At 61.5% G+C, this 16,040-nt stretch carries 13 protein-coding genes; 9 read left to right on the forward strand and 4 right to left on the reverse strand.

The window, feature by feature from the left end; translation table 11 throughout:
• Nucleotides 1–147: 147 nt before the first annotated feature.
• The 7 genes from BBI10_RS02825 (at nt 148) to yccS (ending at nt 10,470) form a co-directional block, all read left to right on the forward strand.
• Nucleotides 148–453, forward strand: coding sequence for a hypothetical protein (locus BBI10_RS02825; protein WP_065986559.1), 306 nt, complete (start codon nt 148–150; stop codon nt 451–453).
• A 254-nt stretch (nt 454–707) separates the two neighbouring features.
• A complete protein-coding gene (locus tag BBI10_RS02830) occupies nt 708–2,150 on the forward strand; it encodes a TldD/PmbA family protein (RefSeq protein ID WP_065986563.1) in 1,443 nt (480 codons plus the stop codon).
• Entirely contained in the window at nt 2,150–3,475 is a 1,326-nt protein-coding gene (locus BBI10_RS02835) for a TldD/PmbA family protein (protein ID WP_065986728.1), read from the forward strand. Before BBI10_RS02830 ends, BBI10_RS02835 begins: the two co-directional genes overlap by 1 nt.
• A gap of 196 nt (nt 3,476–3,671) precedes the next feature.
• Nucleotides 3,672–5,114 carry a multidrug transporter subunit MdtD gene (mdtD, locus tag BBI10_RS02840; protein ID WP_065986565.1) on the forward strand — a complete coding sequence of 481 codons (1,443 nt, stop codon included), beginning with the start codon at nt 3,672–3,674 and terminating at the stop codon, nt 5,112–5,114.
• An 86-nt stretch (nt 5,115–5,200) separates the two neighbouring features.
• Complete coding sequence (dbpA, locus tag BBI10_RS02845) at nt 5,201–6,580, forward strand: ATP-dependent RNA helicase DbpA (RefSeq protein ID WP_083233000.1); 1,380 nt, start codon at nt 5,201–5,203, stop codon at nt 6,578–6,580.
• Between the two features lie 182 nt (nt 6,581–6,762).
• Nucleotides 6,763–7,941: an NAD(P)/FAD-dependent oxidoreductase gene (locus BBI10_RS02850; protein ID WP_065986567.1), complete on the forward strand. Its 1,179-nt coding sequence runs from the start codon at nt 6,763–6,765 to the stop codon at nt 7,939–7,941.
• Nucleotides 7,942–8,262: 321 nt separating this feature from the next.
• Nucleotides 8,263–10,470: a YccS family putative transporter gene (gene yccS / locus BBI10_RS02855; protein WP_065986569.1), complete on the forward strand. Its 2,208-nt coding sequence runs from the start codon at nt 8,263–8,265 to the stop codon at nt 10,468–10,470.
• Here the strand turns inward: yccS and BBI10_RS02860 are convergent.
• Nucleotides 10,451–11,188, reverse strand: coding sequence for a substrate-binding periplasmic protein (locus BBI10_RS02860; RefSeq protein WP_065986571.1), 738 nt, complete (start codon nt 11,186–11,188; stop codon nt 10,451–10,453). The two genes, yccS and BBI10_RS02860, sit on opposite strands and share 20 nt — an antisense overlap.
• Nucleotides 11,189–11,394: 206 nt before the next feature.
• Between BBI10_RS02860 and BBI10_RS02865 the strand changes: the two genes are divergently transcribed.
• Nucleotides 11,395–11,853 (forward strand): GNAT family N-acetyltransferase, encoded by a 459-nt coding sequence (locus tag BBI10_RS02865; protein WP_065986732.1) that lies wholly within the window; start codon nt 11,395–11,397, stop codon nt 11,851–11,853.
• 123 nt (nt 11,854–11,976) lie between these two features.
• Here BBI10_RS02865 and BBI10_RS02870 read toward each other — a convergent pair whose 3' ends face one another.
• The 3 genes from BBI10_RS02870 to BBI10_RS02880 are packed head-to-tail and all read right to left on the reverse strand — an operon-like array spanning nt 11,977 to nt 15,004.
• Nucleotides 11,977–12,273 (reverse strand): winged helix-turn-helix domain-containing protein, encoded by a 297-nt coding sequence (locus BBI10_RS02870; RefSeq protein WP_065986572.1) that lies wholly within the window; start codon nt 12,271–12,273, stop codon nt 11,977–11,979.
• A gap of 31 nt (nt 12,274–12,304) precedes the next feature.
• Nucleotides 12,305–12,805, reverse strand: coding sequence for a YgjP-like metallopeptidase domain-containing protein (locus BBI10_RS02875; protein ID WP_410928351.1), 501 nt, complete (start codon nt 12,803–12,805; stop codon nt 12,305–12,307).
• Between the two features lie 57 nt (nt 12,806–12,862).
• A complete protein-coding gene (locus tag BBI10_RS02880) occupies nt 12,863–15,004 on the reverse strand; it encodes a putative bifunctional diguanylate cyclase/phosphodiesterase (protein ID WP_065986576.1) in 2,142 nt (713 codons plus the stop codon).
• Between the two features lie 316 nt (nt 15,005–15,320).
• Here BBI10_RS02880 and BBI10_RS02885 point away from each other — a divergent pair, with 316 nt between their 5' ends.
• Entirely contained in the window at nt 15,321–15,986 is a 666-nt protein-coding gene (locus tag BBI10_RS02885; RefSeq protein WP_065986578.1) for a polysaccharide lyase family 7 protein, read from the forward strand.
• Nucleotides 15,987–16,040 lie beyond the last annotated feature (54 nt).

The raw sequence follows: 16,040 nt of genomic DNA on the forward strand, positions 1-16,040 counted from the left end.
ACCTGACGAATTCCCGGCTAAAGCCGGTCCCACAATGGTCGTGCGCTGTGTCAGTGGGACCGGCTTCAGCCGGGAAGGGGCCAGTGGGTACACCCTCGATTTTTCGGTGTGACACATGGCGCATTCCCGGCTAAAGCCGGACCCACAATGGTCAAGCGCTGTGTCAGTGGGACCGGCTTCAGCCGGGAAGAGGCCGGTGGGTACACCCTCGATTTTTGCGGTGTGACACCTGACGAATTCCCGGCTAAAGCCGGTCCCACAATGGTCGTGCGCTGTGTCAGTGGGACCGGCTTCAGCCGGGAAGAGGCCAGTGGCTACACCCTCGATCTTTGCGGTGTGACACCTGACGAATTCCCGGCTAAAGCCGGTCCCACAATGGTCGTGCGCTGTGTCAGTGGGACCGGCTTCAGCCGGGAAGAGGCCGGTGGATACACCCTCGATTTCGCGGTGTGACACCTGACGCTTTCCCGGCTGAAGCCGGTCCCACAATGGTCAAGCGCTGTGTCAGTAGGACCGGCTTCAGCCGGGAAGGGGCCGGTGGCTACACCCTCGATTTTACGGTGTGACACCTGACGCATTCCCGGCTAAAGCCGGTCCCACAATGGGCACGCGCCGTGTCCGTGTCATCCATCCCTCCCCCGCTGCAGTGATCATCCGCGCTATGATTCGGGCCGTTGCCTGTCCGAATCGCCAAGGAGCCTTCCTGCATGTTCGACTTCTCCGCTCAGCTCAAGCAGCGGTTCGCCGCTCTGCAGAGCAGCGCCCCGTTTTTCTCCCTGCGTTACGTCAAACAGACCAGCCAGCATTTGTCGGTGCGCAAGAACGTTGCCGAGCCGCCGCAATTGAGCATCGACGAAGGCGCGATGCTCACCGTGCGCGTCAATGGCGTCGAAGCCTATGCGGCCACCAACGACATTTCCCAGCGCGGGCTTCAATCGGCGCTGGAACAGGCGGAAATTCAAGCGCGGCAACTGGCCCCGCATTCCCTCCTCGACCTGCACGACCACGCTGTCGCCACCGCCCGTGCCGATTACCTCTCGCCCAACCTGCAGAACGCGTTTCCATCGCTCAGTGATTGCTACGCCCTGCTCAATGCCGAATCCGCGTCGGTGCCCAGGGACGAACGCCTGGTCAACTGGCAGGTGAGCCTGGGGCTTGAGAACGTCGAGCAGATCTACCTCAACAACGCCGGCGCCGAGATTCGCCAGGCCCAGCGCTTCGTCTTCCCTGGCCTGACCGTCACGGCTTACGACGGCCAGGACAGCCAGACCCGCAGCCTCGGTCGCGAGAACTTCGGCCAGCAGGGGGGCGCGGAAGTCATCGCGTCCTGCGGGATCATTGGCGCCGCAGTCAACGTCGCCGATCAGGCGCTGCAACTGGTCATGGCGCCGAACACGCCCACCGGGCCGCGCGATCTACTGCTGACGCCCGACCAGATGACCCTGCAAATCCACGAATCCATCGGCCACCCGCTGGAGCTGGACCGCATCCTCGGCGATGAGCGCAATTACGCCGGCACCAGCTTCGTCAAAGCCAGTGACTTCGGCAGCCTGCAATATGGCTCAAGCCTGCTCAACGTGACCTTCGACCCGGAGATCCCCGAGCAACTGGCGAGCTACGGCTTTGATGACGATGGCACGCCGGCGAGCAAGCAATTCCTGATCAAGGACGGCGTACTGGTGAGGCCGCTGGGCGGCGCGCTGTCGCAATACCGCAGCGGTATGGAAGGCGTCGCCAACAGCCGCGCGTCGAGCTGGAACCGCGCGCCCATCGACCGCATGGCCAACCTCAACATCGAGCCGGGCGACAAGTCGATGGCGCAGCTCATTGGCGACACCGAGCACGGCATTTTGATGAGTACCAATCGCTCATGGTCGATCGACGACGCGCGCAACAAATTCCAGTTCGGCTGCGAGTGGGGTCAGTTGATCGAGAACGGCGAACTCAAGGGCGTGGTGAAGAACCCGAACTACCGCGCGATCTCTGCCCAGTTCTGGCGCAACCTCAGCGCGGTCGGCGACGCCAGCACCTTCAAGGTCCTTGGCACACCCAACTGTGGCAAAGGCGAGCCCAATCAAGTGATCCGTGTGGGGCATGCCTCGCCCGCTTGCGTGTTCGCGAGCGTTGATGTTTTCGGAGGTGACGCATGATGTCCCATCAAGCGCAATTCAAGGCCCTGGCCGAGTGGCTGCACGGCGCAGTCACCGCGGACGAGCGCTATACCTTGAGCTACGACGCCGAAGCGTCGGACTTCATCCGCTTCAACCACGCCAAAGTGCGTCAGGCCGGCCACGTGCAGCAGGCCAGCGTGACGTTCAAGCTGATCGCCGCAGGCCGCCACGCCAACCTTAACCTCACGCTGTCAGGCGATGGCGAGGTGGATCAGCAACGCCTGAGCGAAGCCCTGCTTCAGTTGCGGGAAACCCTGACGCTGTTGCCGGAAGACCCGTATCTGCAACTGAACGACGAGGCGTGGCAGAGCAGCAACGTGCAGGAGACGCCGTTGCCGGACAGCGCCCATGTCGTCGAGCAGATCGCGCAACTGGGCAAGGGGCTGGATCTGGTCGGCATCTACGCGGCCGGGCCGATCTATCGCGGCTTCGCCAGTTCCAGCGGTGCGCTGGGCTGGCATCAGGCCAACAGCTTCAATGTCGACTGGAGCCTGTTCCACGAGAATGGCCAGGCGGTGAAAGCCAACTACGCCGGGCACACCTGGACTGACGACGGCTTTGCACGGCGCTTCGCCCTGGCCCGTGAGCAATTGACGTTTCTTGGACGCCCGGCCCACGTCCTCGCGCCCGGGCAATACCGCGCCTATCTGGCGCCTGCCGCGCTGGAAGAAGTGATGGGCATGCTGTGCTGGGGTGGATTTTCTGCGCAGTCGCTGGCCGACAAGACCAGCCCCTTGCAGCGGCTGTACGACGGGCACGCCACGTTGAGCCCATTGGTGAGCCTGAACGAGCAGGTCAGCGGCTCGTTGTCCCCTGCGTTTTCCGGCGAGGGTTATCCGCGCATGGACCTGTCGCTGGTGGCCGAAGGCGTGGCCCGGGATCGCATGATCGACTCGCGCAGCGCCGCCGAATACGGCCTCGTGGCCAACGGCGCGGGCTGGGGCGAGTCGCCAAGCGCGCTCAGCATGGACGGCGGTTCACTGGCGCTGGATGACGTATTGAAAGCGCTGGGCACGGGCCTGTACATCAGCAACCTGTGGTACCTGAATTTCTCGGATCGCACCGCCGGGCGCATCACCGGAATGACGCGCTTCGCCACGTTCTGGGTCGAAGACGGGCAGATCAAGGCACCGGTCAACACCATGCGCTTCGACGACAGTCTCTTCAGCCTGCTGGGCACGGCACTGGAACAACTGACCACAGAAAGGGAACTCCTGCTGTCGACGAGCACCTACAGTCAGCGCCAGACCGCCTCGAATCTGCTGCCGGGCGCGCTGCTGAGTGGGTTGACGCTGACGCTGTAACGCCGACGTCTACCTTTGGGAGCCGGCTTGCTGGCGAAAGCGGTGGTCAGTCACCTCCAGGGTGTCTGATTTAATGCGTCCGCCAGCAAGCCGGCTCCTACGGAATGCGACCACAAGCGGGACCTGCCGCGCGACAGGCAGCCCGCGATAGCAACAATCGATCAAGCACGAGCAACCACAAGGACCCTCGATCCACATGCCGACCTCAACACCGCAGCTGGACGCCCGCACCCTGCGCTGGATGCCATGGGTCATTGCCATCGCCTTTTTCATGCAAAGCCTGGACGGCACGATCCTCAACACCGCGCTGCCTTCCATGGCCGGCTCGCTGGCGGAAAACCCGCTGCGCATGCAGTCGGTGATCATCGCTTACATGCTGACCATCGCCCTGCTGATTCCAGCGTCGGGCTGGATTTCCGACCGTTTCGGCATCAAGCGCATCTTCTTCAGCGCCATCCTGCTGTTCAGCTTCGGCTCGTTGCTGTGCGCGGTGTCCAACTCCCTCGGCATGCTGGTGGGCGCACGGGTGATTCAGGGCCTCGGCGGTGCGTTGATGATGCCGGTCGGCCGGCTCATCGTGCTGCGCGCCTATCCCCGAACCGAGCTGGTGCGCACCTTGAGCTTCATCACCATGCCCGCCCTGCTTGGCCCGCTGATGGGACCGACGGTCGGCGGCTGGCTGGTGGAATACCTGAGCTGGCACTGGATCTTCCTGATCAACCTGCCGGTGGGGATTCTCGGCTGCTTCGCCGTGCGCAAGTTCATCCCCGATCTCCAAGGCGGCGGACGCACGCGCTTCGATCTGGCGGGGTTTGGGCTGTTTGGCGCCTCAATGGTGCTGATCACGATTGCCATGGAAGGGCTTGGCGAACTGAACCTCCCGCACTTGCGTGTGGTGATGCTGCTGTTTGGCGGCATGGCGTGTCTGGCGGCGTACTGGTTGCGCGCCAGTCACGTGGAAGCGCCATTGTTCTCTGCTCGGCTGTTCAAAACCCGCAGTTTTGCGGTGGGCATCATGGGCAATCTGTTTGCCCGACTGGGCAGCGGCGCCCTGCCGTTCCTACTGCCGCTGATGCTGCAAGTCGCCCTGGGTTACTCGCCTTCTCACGCCGGTATGAGCATGATTCCCCTGGCCCTTGCGGCGATGTTCGCCAAGCCGCTGGCAACCAAAGCTATCGAGCGATTGGGTTATCGCATCGTGCTGACCGGTAACACGCTGCTGCTGGGTATTCTGCTGGCGAGCATGGCGCTGGTCACTGCCGACACGCCGTACTGGCTGCTGCTGATTCATCTGGCGTTTCTGGGCGGGGTGAACTCGCTGCAGTTCTCGGCGATGAACGCGGTGACGCTGATCGATCTCGATGACGCCAGTGCCGCCAGCGGCAACAGTCTGCTGTCAGTAGTTGCGCAGTTGTCCCTGAGTCTCGGCGTCGCCTGTGCGGCGGCGTTGCTCGGCGGGTTCAGCGACGACGTGGCCACGGGCGACGTCAGCGACGTACTCGGCGCGTTTCAGCTGACCTTCCTGTGCGTCGGCGTGCTGGCGATGCTCGCAGCGTCTATCTTCCTGCAGCTGTCGCCCCGCATGGCCCCCGAAGCACCGGCGCGCAAACCGCAACCGGAGCCCGAGATCGAGGCGTGATTGACTCACCATTTATCGCGCGCGCCCCCAAGGCGGGGGCCGCGACCTGATACACTGCGCGACATTTTGTTTTGCAGGCCCGTCCCGTGACTAACACCGCTTTTAACTCACTGCCCCTTTCCGCCGCCATGCTGGCTAACCTGGAGTCCCTTGGTTATGCCGAGATGACGCCGATTCAGGCGCAGAGCCTGCCGGTGATCGTCAAGGGGATGGACCTGATTGCGCAGGCCAAGACGGGCTCCGGCAAGACCGCTGCATTCGGCATCGGCCTGCTCAATCCGATCAATCCGCGCTACTTCGGCTGCCAGGCGTTGGTGCTCTGCCCAACCCGCGAGCTGGCCGACCAGGTGGCCAAGGAAATCCGTCGTCTGGCGCGTTCCGAAGACAACATCAAAGTCCTGACCCTCTGCGGCGGCGTGTCGTTCGGCCCGCAAATCGGCTCGCTGGAGCACGGCGCGCACATCATCGTCGGCACGCCGGGTCGCATTCAGCAGCATCTGCGCAAGGGTTCCCTGGTACTGGACGGCCTGAACACGCTGGTGCTGGACGAAGCCGACCGCATGCTCGACATGGGTTTCTACGACGCCATCGCCGACATCATCGAGCAGACGCCCAAGCGTCGCCAGACTCTGCTGTTCTCGGCCACTTATCCGGTCGGCATCAAGCAGCTGTCCTCGAAATTCATGCGTGACCCGCAGACCGTCAAGGTCGAAGCGCTCCACGCCGACAGCCAGATCGAACAGATCTTCTACGAAATCTCCCCCGAGCAACGCCTCGAAGCGGTGGTCCGTGTGCTCGATCATTTCCGTCCGCAGTCCTGCGTGGCGTTCTGCTTCACCAAGCAGCAGGTTCAGGAAGTGGTCGATCACCTGACCGCCAAAGGCATATCCGCTGTCGGTCTGCATGGCGATCTGGAACAGCGTGATCGCGATCAGGTGCTTGCGATGTTCGCCAACCGCAGCACCTCGGTGCTGGTGGCCACCGACGTCGCCGCGCGCGGTCTGGACATCGATGGTCTGGACATGGTGCTCAACGTCGAATTGGCGCGGGATTCGGAAATCCACATCCACCGCGTCGGCCGTACCGGTCGTGCGGGTGAGACCGGCATCGCCGTCAGCCTCGTTGCTCCCGGCGAAAGCCAGCGCGCCCGCGCCGTTGAAGAGCTGCAGAAAGCGCCGCTCAACTGGCAGCAGTACGACCAACTGGAGCGCAAGGAAGGCGGCAAGCTGCTGCCGCCGATGACGACGCTGTGCATCGGTTCCGGCCGCAAAGACAAACTGCGCCCTGGCGACATTCTGGGCGCGCTGACGGGCGAAGCAGGCATTCCCGGCACTCAGGTGGGGAAGATCGCGATCTTTGATTTCCAGGCCTACGTCGCCGTGGAACGCAGCATGGCCAAGCAAGCACTGGAGCGTTTGAACAACGGCAAGATCAAGGGCAAATCCTTGCGCGTTCGGATCTTGTAAACACCCGCAATACCGCATCACGCCCATTCGCGAGCAAGCTCGCTCCCACGGAGACCCCGCGAACCAGCGGGGGTGGAGTTCACCTACAAGTGAGCGACATCATGACTCCCTGTGGGAGCGAGCTTGCTCGCGAAGGCGTCAGCGCAACTTACATAGATCAATAGCTGTTAGAGGACACCGCTTTGCCCGTTACTGACGTTGTGATCATCGGCGCCGGCGCCGCAGGTTTGATGTGTGCATTCACGGCCGCCCAGCGCGGGCGCAAGGTCATGCTGATCGACCACGCCAACAAGCCGGGCAAGAAAATCCTCATGTCGGGCGGCGGGCGCTGCAACTTCACCAACCTGTACACCGAGCCCGCCAACTTCCTCTCGCAGAACCCGCATTTCTGCAAATCGGCGCTGGCCCGCTATACCCAGTGGGATTTCATCGAACTGGTGGGCAAGCACGGCGTGCCGTACCACGAGAAGAAACTCGGCCAGCTGTTCTGCGACAACAAGTCCAGCGACATCCTCAATCTGCTGCTCGCCGAATGCGACACCGCTGGCGTGAGCCTGCACATGGACACCTCGGTGCAGTGTATCGAGAAAGCCGACAGCGGTTATCTGCTGAAAACCACTCTGGGCGAACTCCGTTGCGAGTCGCTGGTGATTGCCACGGGCGGCCTGTCGATTCCAACGCTGGGGGCGACCGGTTTCGGTTATCAGGTCGGCAAGCAATTCGGCCATACGCTGTTGCCTACCCGGGCGGGCCTGGTGCCGTTCACCATCACCGATCAGTTGAAAGAGCTGTGCACCGAGCTGACCGGCACGTCGGTCGACTGCCTGGTGAGCTGTAACGACGTCAGCTTTCGCGAAAACATCCTGTTCACCCACCGCGGTCTGAGTGGGCCGGCGATTCTGCAGATCTCGTCTTTCTGGCAGCCGGGCGACACGGTGGAAATCAACCTGATGCCCGACCACGACGCCCCCAGCTGGCTGACCGAGCAACAGGCCGAACGCCCGAACAGTGAACTGAAAACGCTGCTCGGCGAGATTTTCACCAAGAAAATGGCCAACCTGATTGCAGAGCAGTGGTTCGTGTCCAAGCCGATGAAGCAGTACACCCACGCCGAACTGGCCGACATCGCCACCAAACTGGCGAGCTGGCAGGTGGTACCGGCGGGCACCGAAGGGTATCGCACGGCGGAAGTGACACTGGGCGGCATCGACACCCGTGAAGTGTCGTCGAAGACCATGGAATCCCTTAAATCGCCGGGCCTCTACTTCGTCGGCGAGGTGCTGGATGTCAGTGGGCATCTGGGCGGTTTCAACTTCCAGTGGGCCTGGGCGTCAGCGTATGCGGCGGCGCAGTACGTCTGAGCATTCATTGCAGGCAAGCTCACACCGGCACAGACGCACGCGATCTTTGTAGGAGCAATCGGAGTTTACGACGGTCGCGAAGAGGCCGAGCCAGGCGATACACATTCAGTGCCTGACCATCCGCCTTCGCGACCGTCGTTACCTCCGATGGCTCCTACAAGTGCGCGTCGCACATGACAGAGTTACAGTCAGGGTTAAGGTGCGTTTTGGAGCATTGGCATCCGCTGCCGGAATAAATTTTGCCAACCGGATGTACAGCGCGCATCCGGCGCTGTACATATCCCTCAGCAAAATCAATCGCGAACAAGGCCGTCAGCGTTCATGGCATCGACATCGTTGCGCAATACATTCCGCCGTCTCTGGGCGCTGGACAAGTTTTCCTACAGCGTGCGGGTTTTTATCGCGCTGACCGGCAGCATGGCGCTGTGCTGGTACCAGAACGAGATGTCCCAGTTGATCCCGCTGTTCCTCGGGATTATCGCCAGCGCCCTGTCGGAGACCGATGACAGCTGGCAAGGCCGCCTCAATGCGCTGGCCGTGACGCTGGTGTGTTTCAGCATCGCGGCGCTGTCCGTGGAGCTGCTGTTCCCCTACCCCGTGGTGTTCATCTGCGCGTTTGCCTTCGCGGCGTTCTGCCTGACGATGCTCGGCGCGCTGGGTGAGCGCTATGGCGCGATTGCCTACGCGACGCTGATTCTCTCGGTCTACACCATGATCGGCGTCGATCAGCGCGGCGGGGAAGTCACCGATTTCTGGCACGAACCCATGCTGCTGGTCGCAGGCGCCGCGTGGTACGGCCTGCTGTCGGTGCTGTGGCAGATGCTGTTTTCCAATCAGCCGGTGCAGCAGGCGCTGGCCCGACTGTTTCGCGAGCTGGGCCTGTACCTGAAGCTCAAATCAGAGCTGTTCGAGCCGATTCGTACCCTGGATATTGAAGCCAAGCGCCTGGAGCTTGCCAAACAGAACGGCAAGGTCGTCGGCGCGCTCAACGTGACCAAGGAAATCATCCTTAACCGCGTCGGCAGCGGTCGCCCGGGCTCGAAGGTCAGTCGCTACCTGAAGCTGTACTTTCTGGCCCAGGACATCCACGAACGGGCCAGTTCGTCGCACTATCCCTACAACTCCCTGGCCGAAGCGTTTTTTCATAGCGACGTATTGTTTCGCTGCCAGCGCCTGCTGCGCCAGCAAGGCCGCGCCTGCCGTGACCTGTCGGCGTCGATCCAGCTGCGCCAGCCGTTCATCTATGACGACAGCTTCGCCCACGCGCTGAATGATCTGCGCGCCTCCCTCGAACACCTTCGGATTCAGAGCAATCCGGCGTGGCGCGGGCTGCTGCGTTCGTTGCGGGCGCTGGCCAATAACCTTGGCACCCTCGACCGGCTGCTCAGCGATGCAAGCAATCCCGACGCCCTGGCCGACGCCACCGACAGCAGCCTGCTGGACCGCTCACCGCGCAACCTCAAAGACGTCTGGACGCGCCTGCGCCTGCAACTGACGCCGACCTCGCTGCTGTTCCGTCACGCCCTGCGCCTGCCGTTGGCGCTGGTCATCGGCTACATCATGGTTCACCTGATTCACCCGTCCCAGGGGTACTGGATCATCCTCACCACGGTGTTCGTCTGCCAGCCCAGCTACGGCGCCACGCGACGCAAACTCGGGCAGCGCATCATCGGCACGGCCATTGGCCTGACGGCGGGCTGGATTCTGTTTGACCTGATCACCACGCCAGTCCTGCAATCGATGTGCGCGGTGCTGGCCGGCGTGGTTTTCTTCGTCAACCGGACCACGCGCTACACGCTGTCGACGGCGGCGATCACGGTGATGATTCTGTTCTGCTTCAATCAGGTCGGCGACGGTTACGGCGTGTTCCTGCCGCGCCTGCTGGACACGCTGCTGGGCAGCCTGATCGCCGGCCTGGCTGTGTTCCTGTTCCTGCCGGACTGGCAAGGTCGCCGGCTCAACAAGGTGCTGGCCAACACGCTGTCGTGCAACAGCATTTACCTGCGCCAGATCATGCAGCAATACGCGAACGGCAAGAGCGACGACCTCGCCTATCGACTGGCCCGCCGCAACGCCCATAACGCCGACGCGGCGCTGTCCACCACACTGGCCAACATGCTCATGGAGCCGGGGCATTTCCGCAAAGAGGCCGACGTCGGTTTTCGCTTTCTGGTGCTGTCACACACCCTGCTCAGTTACCTGTCGGGGCTGGGCGCGCACCGCGACGCACCGCTGCCGCCTGAAGTGCGCGAGCAACTGATCGAGGGCGCCGCAGCAAGCCTTGCCGCGAGCATCGATGAGATCGCCCAAAGCCTGGCGATGCGTGAGCCGGTTGCCGTGCAAAGCGATGCCGAAGAAGCGCTGGCAACGAGCCTGGAACAGATGCCGGAAGAGATCGACGAGGGCCAACGGCTGGTGCAAACCCAACTGGCCCTGATCTGCCGTCAGCTAGGCCCACTGCGCACGCTGGCGGCGCACTTGATCAAAGAGCCGGTCAAAGAACCCGACATCACAGACCGTGCAGCTTGATGAGCTTGTCGTACGTGCCGTCCGCTTTCATGTCGGCGATCGCCTTGTCGAAATCCATAACGATCTGCTGGTGATCCGCCCGCTTGAGGCTCACCAGCACATGCAGACTGTTTTCGCTGAGTGATTTGGGCAGGAATTCGACGTCTGCCTGCACGTCTGCAGGCTCGCGTTTGAGGGCAAACCGCGCCGCGTACTCGTCTTCCACCGTCAAGCCGACCCTGCCCGCAGCGAGCATCCTGACGGCGATCGAGAAACTCGCCACCGGCACCTTTTCCAGGTTGGCATCGGCGTCGAATTCCGGCGAATAGGCGTAGCCGCGCACCACTGCAATCGAATAGCCGTGCAGCTGGGACAGGGTCTGAAATTCGATGGAGGCGTCTTTGCGCTTCAGAAAACGCAGGCGGTTGATCAGGTACGGCGCGGAGAACACGCCAATGCGCGTGCGGTCTTCGCTGTACCAGGCGTTGATGACGATGTCATACCGCCCTTCGCTCAGCCCATGAATCGCCCGCGCCCACGGCACTTGCTCGTATTCGGTGTCATAGCCCGCGCGGCCCAGTGCCGTGCGAATCAGGTCAGTGGAAAGCCCGTCGTGCAGCAATGACACGTCGGCATAGGGCGCCCACGCATCGCCGGCGAGACGCAATGTCTGCGCGACCGCGCCCTGGGCTATCAGCATCATTCCCAACAGCCCTGCGGCGCACAGCAAACGCGTCATGCTCAGCTTCCTTGTGGCAACTGGCCTTCAGTGAAGACTCATTTTGAGCTTTGCACAACTGGTAACACTGTGATGTTTGTGCAGCAGTTCAACAAAATGACACACCGTTAACCGCACCCTCCGTCTCGCCCGGTTTGCCGCGAATTTGGGCTTGCGCCGATATGCGTTTAGTATCCGGCATCCACTTCTTCTCGCAGGCCGGCGTCATGTCTATCAACTGGATTTGCAAACACCATACCGACCTTGGAAAAGAGCAGCTGTACGCCATCCTGCAACTGAGGGCGCAAGTGTTCGTGGTGGAGCAGAAATGCTGGTATCTGGACGTCGACGGTCAGGATTTGCTGGGCGATACCTGCCATCTGATGGCCTGGCAAAATGATCAGCTGGTCGCTTACCTGCGCCTGCTGGACCCGATTCAGCAGAACGGTGACGTGACCATCGGCCGGGTGGTAACTGCACCATCGATGCGCAACAAGGGAATGGGCCATGAGCTGATGGTTCAGGCGCTGAAGCACGCTGAGCTCCAATGGCCGGACCAGCCGATATTCCTCTCGGCCCAGGCGCATTTGCAGGGCTACTACAGCCGCTACGGTTTCAATCCGGTGGGCGAGGTCTACGTCGAGGACGGCATTCCTCACATCAGCATGCGTCGCGATCTGGACTGATCCGGCATCTGAACCCCGATGGCTCTTGCCGGGCCGGATCCATCCGGACTCGGACCACTTGTTGGACCTTTGTAGGACCGGCTTTAGCCGGGAAGCTCTTGAATCAACGCCCCTGACACGACGTCACGGATACCCCAGCACCGTCTTGATGGTCTGCAGATTCCCTTCGATCCAGCGGCGGTCAATCGCGCCCCAATCACGAATCCGGTAACCGCCGGCATGATTGCGGGCGCCATCAAGTTGCTCGAACTCGCAGACAATATCCAGATCAGCCAGCGCCGCGATGGTGTCCTGGGCGGTGCGCCGAGGCATGCCGGTGACGTCGGTCAGGGCCGGGACGCTGCTGGCGATGCCGCTGTCGATCAGATACGCCACATACAGGCGGCGATAAAAACTGCTCTTGGTCTTGCTGACTTCCATCAAAACTTCCTTGAAAAGCGTTAGCGGCTGATCAGCGCACGGCCGTCTGCATGTCTCGCCAGGTCAGGTAGATGCGCAGGTCGAATTCCAACTGGTGATAGCCCGGCTGCATGTGTTCGCACAATTGATAAAACGCCTTGTTGTGGTCCGACTCTTTGAAATGCGCCAGTTCGTGGACCACGATCATCTTCAGAAACTGCGGCGCCGCCTCCTTGAACAACGCCGCCACCCGGATTTCCTTTTTGGACTTGAGCTTGCCGCCCTGCACCCGCGACACCGTGGTATGCAGGCCCAGCGCTCGGTGGGTCAGGTCGAGGCGGTTGTCGAACAGCACTTTGTCGATGTTTGGCGCGTTGCGCAGGTATTCCTGTTTGAGCGACAGGGCGTAGGCATACAGCGCCTTGTCGCTCTGGATTTCGTGACGATCCGGGTAACGCTGCTGCAGATAATCCGTCAGCCGGTTCTGCGCGATCAGTTGCCGAACCTGATCCTGCAGGCCTTCGGGATAGGCCTGCAGGTATTTGAGCGGCATGGGCGTGGTGACAGTCATGGTCGAACCGGGTCGCGGGAAAAGCGCGAGTCTACCGCGTCAGTCCTGGCCGAGCAGCTGTAACGCGATCGGCAGGTCGACCGGCTCGACGAAACGCTCTGCCTCAAGGGGCGGCATCGGGTGAGCGATGAGAAAGCCCTGAATGATCTGGCAGCCGTTGTCGACCAGCCACTCATACTGCTCGTAGGTTTCGACGCCCTCGGCAATCACCTCGATATCGAGCATGCGACACAGGTCAATGATGCTGCGCGCAACGGCCAGGTCTCGGGGCGATCCCAGCATGCCGCCAATGAAGTGCCGATCGAGCTTCAGAGTGTCCAGATCGAGGTTGCGCAGGTGGGCAAGGGAGCTGTCGCCTGCACCGAAATCATCCAGCGACACCCGCACGCCGATGTCATGCAGGTTCTGCAGCTGCTTGCGGCTGTGCACCAGGTTATGGACCAGCGATGGCTCGGTGAGCTCGATTTCCAGCTGCCGGGGTTTCAGGCCATGTATCTGCATCGCACGTTGCAGCTCGGCCGCAAGATTGGGCAGGCTGAATTGCGCCGGGCTCACGCTGACGCTCATGATCAGATCGTCCGGGAATACGTCGCTCCAGCGTTGGCGCTGCGCCGCACCCTGCTCGAAAATCCAGCTGCCGAGCTTGTTGATCAGCCGCGTCTCTTCCAGCAGCGGGATGAACACGCCTGACGGCACGTCGCCCGCGTCCGGATGGTGCCAGCGCAGCAGCGCCTCGAAGCCCCGGGTCTTGCCGGTGACGACATTGACCTGCGGCTGGTAGACCATGGAAAAGTCTTTGCCATCGATTGCCGTGCGCACGCTCTCTTCGAGCATCAGACGCGAGCGCGCGCGACCATTCATGTACTGATCGAAGAAACGATATTGCTGACGCCCTGCCCGCTTGGCTTCGTACATGGCAATGTCCGCCGCACGCAGCAGGCCATCCAGATTGGCGCCGCAGTCCGGGTAGACCGCGATGCCGATACTGGCTCCCAGCGTGGCTTCTACCCCGTCCACCAAACGCCGCGCGGACACACGCTCGATCAGCTTTTCGGCGACCTTGGCAGCGTGTTCGGGGAAATCCAGCCCGTCGATGACCACCACGAACTCGTCGCCGCCCATCCGCGCAAGCACGTCGTAAGGACGCAGGCAGTCTTTCAACTGCCCGCCGACCCACTGCAACACCTGATCGCCGGCGTCATGGCCCAGAGAGTCGTTCACATCCTTGAAGCCGTCGAGGTCCAGGTACAGCACAACCAGGTATTTGCCCGCATGCTCATTGCGCAGCAGCATCCCTTCGACCGTCTGATAGAAACCACGGCGGTTCAGCAGACCGGTGAGCGAATCCGTCACGGCCTGGTGCTCGAGCTGACTGTAGAGGTCACGCACCACTGACATGTCGAGCACGCTGAGCACCATGGCACGCTGCTCGGCGGGCAGCGGCGCGCAGGACAATGAAACCGGGACCTGACGCCCCTCGGGTGTTCGCAACACGGCGTCGTGGACGCGGTAGGTGTCAGCACGGCGATAGTGATGATAAAAGCCGGAGTCGACCCATTCCCCGACGCTGGGCTCGTGCAAATAGGCGCGCAACGCGGTGCCGCGCAGTTCGCCGTCAGTCATGCCCAGCAAGCGGCAGATCGCCGGATTGGCGAAACTGACAACGCCGTCTTCGGACACCACAAGAATGCCTTCGGCCACGTTCGCCAGCACCGAGGCGTTGAATGCCCGCGCCGATTCAAGCTCGCGGCTCAGCTTCTGCAGGGCACGCCGATTGTGCTGCTGCTCCAGAAGCGCCTGAACCTTGGGCCTGAGAATATTGGGATCGAAGGGCTTGAACAGGTAATCGACTGCGCCGCTGGCGTAGCCCTTGTGCACCGAGTCGCGGGATTGTTCGTTGGCAGTGAGGAAGATGATCGGCGTCAACCGCGTTCGCAGACTGCCACGCATAAGGCGGGCGACTTCGAAACCATCCATGTCCGGCATCTGCACATCAAGCAGCACCAGATCGACATCTCGGTCCAGCAAAATACCCAACGCTTCCATGCCTGAGGCGGCGGTGATGATTTCCCGGTCCTGTCGCTGCAGGACTGCGCACATGGTCACCAGATTTTCCGGGTAATCATCAACAACCAACAATACTGATTTGCCACTTAGTGGCAGGGACTGCACGCATTCCATGCTGCTACTCATCATTCACTTTACTGCCCGGGGAACGTCCCCGCTGAGGGCCTGATAGGCCATTACTCTAGCTTCGATTGGGGAAAAAAGAAGGCGGCCATAGTAGCGCCATCCAAAAAGTGCCATCCAACCGACTAACGGTAACGGCGCTGAATGTCAGGAGGACTCTGCGCTGCGGCTCAAATAGCGGCACTTTGACGTCAACCATCCGACAGATTCACGTTAACAAACGCGCCGTGGAACCGTATAAAAAGCTGCCCCCAACCCCCTTTCGCCCGCAACTTTGCTGGCAATGAGACATATCGGACGACTAGACATGATTGATTTGGGAACGTGGAATCTGAGCATTCCAGTGGGCTCGCCCCCCGCCACTATCGAGACACAGCAACTGCTTCAAGGTTACGACGGCAAGTACTTCAAGTCCGGCTCATCGAACATCACATTCTGGGCACCGGTCACCGGAAGCAAGACCGCCAATGCGATCTACCCACGTACCGAATTGCGCGAGACCTGGTCCAACGGCACGCTGCACAACTGGTACTACCAGGACGCCGACAATTACCTGAATGCCAAGCTCAAGGTCCTTCAGGTGCCGTCCTCCGGCAGGGTGGTCATCGGTCAAATCCACGTCTACGAAAGCACGCAGCCCCTGCTGAAGGTCGAATATCAGTACCTGGAAGCGACGCACATGGGCAACATCGTCGCAAAGGTCCGCTATCACCCCGACGACAAAAAAGCGCGCGTAATCACGGTGGCGGAAAACGTCAGCCTGAACGAGACGTTCAATTACGTGATCCACCTGAATAAAGCCGGGTTGCTCAGCGTGACCGCCCACGGGATGGGCTGGAACGACCGGATCAGCGCCACCTGGAGTAAACAGCAGCTTTACTTCAAGGCCGGGGTCTATACCCAGGATCACACTGGCTATACCAGCGAAGGCGGCAAGACCATGTTCTTCAACCTGGACGCCGACCACAACTAAATCGGGTGCGGTCGCTCAAGAGCCCGAGCGTTGACGTCGCGCGGGCTTTGAGCA

The sequence above is a fragment of the Pseudomonas graminis genome (genome assembly GCF_001705435.1).
GTDB lineage: Bacteria > Pseudomonadota > Gammaproteobacteria > Pseudomonadales > Pseudomonadaceae > Aquipseudomonas > Aquipseudomonas graminis_B.